Source organism: Oleiphilus sp. HI0086, from assembly GCF_001635225.1.
Window position 1 is genome coordinate 1 of the sequence record NZ_LWFZ01000188.1, and the last position, 4,470, is coordinate 4,470.

General features: G+C 42.6%; 3 protein-coding genes. 2 read left to right on the forward strand and 1 reads right to left on the reverse strand.

The features are described 5' to 3' along the window. Positions 1 to 1,606, reverse strand: a 1,606-nt coding sequence (locus A3756_RS02650; RefSeq protein WP_156490211.1) for a DUF1631 family protein, incomplete at its 3' end; no start/stop codon positions are given. A 315-nt stretch (positions 1,607 to 1,921) separates the two neighbouring features. Between A3756_RS02650 and nadC the strand changes: the two genes are divergently transcribed. Both nadC and A3756_RS02660 read left to right on the forward strand, forming a co-directional pair. Beyond that, positions 1,922 to 2,758 (forward strand): carboxylating nicotinate-nucleotide diphosphorylase, encoded by an 837-nt coding sequence (gene nadC, locus A3756_RS02655; protein ID WP_068509607.1) that lies wholly within the window; start codon positions 1,922 to 1,924, stop codon positions 2,756 to 2,758. 205 nt (positions 2,759 to 2,963) lie between these two features. Continuing rightward, positions 2,964 to 4,470, forward strand: a 1,507-nt coding sequence (locus tag A3756_RS02660) for a PAS domain S-box protein (protein ID WP_156490212.1), incomplete at its 3' end; no start/stop codon positions are given.

Below are 4,470 nucleotides of genomic sequence, written 5' to 3' on the forward strand. Positions count from 1 at the left end.
AAGCTTCTGCACATTCTGGTACATTACGCGCTCTTGCTTGCTGATCAGCTAAAATTGCATTTAAAGCATTATCAACCGCCTTCTTGGCTAGGTCATTGGCTGCTTTTCCCTTTTCAGCATCTTTTGTGCGCTGCTCAACAAGTTGACCACGCTTATCTTCAATCACTATAAATTTAATAAAATCATCTAATAAGCTTTGGAAAATATCTAGATTGTCATCGAAATCGTTTAGCACTTTATCAACGACAGCTTCGATTTTTCCCTTCAGTCTATCTGACTTACTACCGCTTGTTTCGGTCCAGCCAAGTGCAGCAGCAGCTATTTCGTTCAGAAGTTTTCTAGCAGGATGCCCGCCACGATCAAAAAAGCTTCTATCTAGCATCGCTACTTTAAGTATAGGAATTTGAAGCCTTGCAATTAACGCTTTCATAACGGGCTGAAGCTGACGATCATCAAGAATAAAATCGAACAACATTGAAACTAGGGAAATGACATCGGAGTCCACTGAGGAAATTGCCCCTCCCTCAGAAGATTCGCTCGAGCTTGATAACAAACTACGAAAATCAACACGCTGATATCCACCTAATTGATCACCTGAAATCTGGCCAGAGAACCGATTTTGCTGCGCCGATAATTGCTGAATAATATGTGTTTGCGGAATGATATTAGACATACCACCAACACCTGCATCGATTGAACTTGCGGGCTGACCTGAATAAAGAAGAGAGCGCAACTCACCGAAAGCTATACCCTGAGAAAGGTACTGATTTTCACCGAGCGTTGGAACACTTGAAGAATCAAAGCCATTGATATCAGGCGTAGCATTCTCGAGCTGACCATTTGATTTAATCGTATCCGTCTTTGACACATTATTGAGCATTTCAACAGCCTTGCTGCTATTTGTACGCGCTGTTTTGCCAATACCGATCGTTAATGCGGGAAGTACACCTGACTGCCTTAACTGCTGATTGCAATCTTTATATACTGCCGCCATTTTCGACAGTACATAGCGTTCAAATAGTTTAAGCACGATAAGCTTTGCTCGGATGCCAAAATCGAGACAGTCACATGCTTTTGCAAAGGCATCACATAGCTTATGCGGGGACGCGGGAAAGTCTTTAGAAAATACTTCACTCTCATCAAGTATAAAGGAAACCCGAGCACTAAGCTCCTCGAGCACCGTGCCAATACCTTGATTAAGCCTCGACACCATCGCATCGACTGCGACATTAACCTCAAGTTCATCCTTATCAATAAGATCCAATGAATCTATCGAGTCACCAGACGGGCCGCTCACCTGTGGACCACTGGTAAGCGAATTGAAATTAGTCAACAACTGCTTTACAACGGCATTTGCGATATGGCGCTTCTGTAAACGAAGCTCTCTCATCGCATCGAAATACAACGCTTGGTCACCATTAGTGCCCGCTTTGTCGGCCATTTCAAACAGCGCATCATCCGCACCATCAAACAAATGACGTAATAAATCCTGCACTTTAAGTCTAAAATTATCTCTAACGACAATGACTAACTTCGGTAGCGGTTTAGCGGATACTCCTGAAATAGTTTTGCCGCCGTGAATCCCTACTATCTTTGGCTCTGCCATAATTACCCCAACTGCCCACTTGCTAAGAGTCAATTATTTAACATTTATTTGCATTATAGCGAGTCAATATTATGACTACTGTCACATTTTGTTTCCGCTTGAACCAGTTCACAAAAAATGTGAATTATTAAACCCAGCACAACAACTACTCGTCTAACAATATAGTGAACGAGAACAAGCTAAGCCACTTAGCATTATCCGAAATAATCTATATAATGGCGCCGCTAAATAAAAGTAAGCAATACTTTCGACTTTTTTTAATTTTAAGCATCCTTTGTATTCACCAGACCCAGCCTGAACAGCTTGAGCCAAAATATGAACGAATTACTTTCAAAAGCCATCGAAAATAACGTTAACGCTGCAATTTCGGAAGATGTCGGCTCCGGTGATATAACTGCTCAGCTAATTGATGCCGACAAACAGGCTTGCGCGAAAGTAATTACCCGTGAAAGTGCGATTATTTGCGGTACAAAGTGGGTTGACGCCGTCTTTCATGCAATTGATCCAACCCTTGAAATTAAGTGGTTCGTCAATGACAGAGACAACGCTTCACAAAACGAAACTCTCTTTACTGTTAGTGGCTCTGCCCGATCCATTCTAACCGGAGAACGTGCCGCACTTAATTTTCTGCAAACACTTTCTGGCACTGCAACGACAGCTAAACACTACGCAAACCTGGTTGCACACACTCAAGTAAAGCTTCTGGATACTCGTAAGACCCTACCTGGACTGCGCCTAGCACAAAAGCATGCCGTTACCTGCGGAGACTGCCACAACCATCGCATTGGCCTTTATGACGCCTTCCTAATCAAGGAAAATCACATTATGGCCTGCGGCGGCATTGGACAGGCAGTTAACAAAGCTCAGCAACTAGCTCCCGGAAAGCCCATCGAAGTTGAAGTTGAATCTATACAAGAGTTGCAACTAGCCTTACAAGCTCAGGCTGATATCGTCATGCTCGACAATTTCCCTATCAGCACTTTAAACGAGGCCGTAAAACTAAATAAAGGCCAAGCCAAGCTTGAAGCTTCTGGCGGCATAACCAATGAAACGCTGGTCCCAATTGCTGAAACGGGAGTAGACTTTATTTCAATCGGCGCACTGACAAAAGACTGCAAATCTATCGACCTTTCAATGCGGATTGATATCTAAACAGAAAAACGCCAGCTTACATAAATTTACATACCGAAACACTTCAGTTAGACAATCATTTGGCTATTACAGATAGAATAGATTCATCATTATGGTGATGTCTTCAGACAGCTAAATTCGTCATAAAACAAGAAGACAATCCACCATATTTACCATGCGGCCCATTATATAATTTCACCTTCGAGCTAAGCTGGCTTTACTTTCAATGAATGCAAATAATCTAAGTTTTAAGCCAGAAATCTCTAGCGCTCGCATTCACGGCATACCCGCATTTTTCATAAGTCTCACCCTGTTGTTTATTGCTTTAGGTTTTGACCAATTATTTATCAATGACGGATCGACACTTCAGAATGCCATGCCCTACGTCAGCATAGCCTACGGTTTATCACTCTCTCTTACTTATTGCTTCGGCCTAGTCAGTCTACCCGCAATATTCCTAGCCCCAGTCGCTTTATCACAAGCATCTAACGCATGGTTTGACGGTGATATAGAACTTAGTACTGCAGTACTGTTTTCGTTAAGCCTTTGCATGCAAAGTTATGTGCTCCGGAAGTCATTCCAGCTCTCTATTACCAAGGGTAATCCTTTATCAAACAGTAAAAACCTGATCCTTTATATTTCCCACAGCGTAATAATTAGCGCCTTAATCAGCACATTGCTCGGTGTCAGCTTGCTCACCAATGACGGCGACAGCACACTAGACCTAAGGGTAATAGCCTACTTATGGATTTCCAATGTTATTAGTCTGACCACCATTCCAAGCATCGTGTTCGCGGCACAAAACCATGCACAACGTATCAAGCAAAACACACATCCTTTAGAGTGGTTTGTTTGGCTTTCAATCTCGATCCTCAGCATTTATTTTACCACCAAGGAAAAGCCTCACTTTATACTTCTAATCATTCCAATCTTAATGTGGGCTTCAACCAGATTTAACCAGCTCGCTTGCACTATTGCTATTTTCGTATCTGGGATTATCACCCTGCACCTCCTTAACGCCGGGACACTGACACAGCAATTATCAATACCAGAATATTCTCTACCTCTTGCTAGCTTGATCGTTATTCTAACTACCCTTTACTTCAACACCCTCCGTTCAGATCAAATAAAAATCGAAGCGAGGCTCGAAGATATTGTTGAACAACGCACACAAGATTTACTTAGCGCCAACCAAGAACTTCGCGATGAGGTTTACATCAGAAAGCAGGCAGAAAAGAGTCTACAAAACACCTCGTCTCGTTTCAGAGCACTATTCGAAACTGCCGGCATCCCGATCATCGTACTTGATAAGAAGTTCAAAATTAAACAATGGAATGCAGCAGCCGAAGTTCAGTTTTCTTATACTAAAGAACAAGTGCTAGGCAATAATTTCATCGATATGTTTGTTCCAGAAAATATTCAGGACGAGACAGCATGGAAATTTACCAAGGTACTCGAAAGCGGCCTTAGTAAAGAAAATATGGAATGCGAGATTATCAGTGGCGACTCGCTTTCGCACACCATGCTCTGGAACATGAACCACCTTAGCAATCATGACGGTGAATCCCAGCAGACGCAGCTTCTTTTGATTGGCCAAAACATTTCCGACATCAGAAAAACTCAAAATCAACTTCACTACCTCGCTCACTACGATGCACTTACCGATACGGCTAACAGACGCCTATTCGAAGACCGCTGCGCCCAAGCGATTCAATCAGCAATTCGACACAAAT

Coding starts and splice junctions, on each gene's coding strand:
- nadC (WP_068509607.1), top strand. CDS start 1,922: ATGAACGAATTACTTTCAAAAGCCATCGAAAATAACGTTAACGCTGCA.